This window comes from Limimaricola sp. G21655-S1, assembly GCF_027213785.1.
In the GTDB taxonomy this organism is placed as follows: domain Bacteria; phylum Pseudomonadota; class Alphaproteobacteria; order Rhodobacterales; family Rhodobacteraceae; genus Limimaricola.
The window spans coordinates 1-239 of sequence record NZ_JAPWGO010000482.1 but is presented as its reverse complement, the minus strand read 5'-3'; the positions used below and the strand labels follow the sequence as shown (position 1 = coordinate 239).

The window sequence follows — 239 nt, the reverse complement described above, 5'->3', positions numbered from 1 at the left end:
GGATTGCGTGAAGGAAGGTGAAGGCGAGGCGCGCCCGCTGGTGATGTTTAACCCCCGCGTCATTGCCGCCTCGGATGAGACGAACGTCTACGAGGAAGGCTGCCTCTCCATTCCGGAACAATATGCCGAGGTGACCCGGCCCAAAGTGGTGGATGTCGAGTGGTTGGACCGTGATGGCAACCTCCAGACCGAGACGTTTGACGGGCTCTGGGCCACATGTGTCCAGCATGAGATCGACC

The 239-nt window shown here is 60.3% G+C and carries 1 protein-coding gene; it reads left to right on the top strand.

Annotated elements, in window-relative coordinates; all coding sequences use genetic code 11:
* Positions 1-239, top strand: a 239-nt coding sequence (locus tag O4G76_RS21530; protein ID WP_269399117.1) for a peptide deformylase, incomplete at both ends; no start/stop codon positions are given.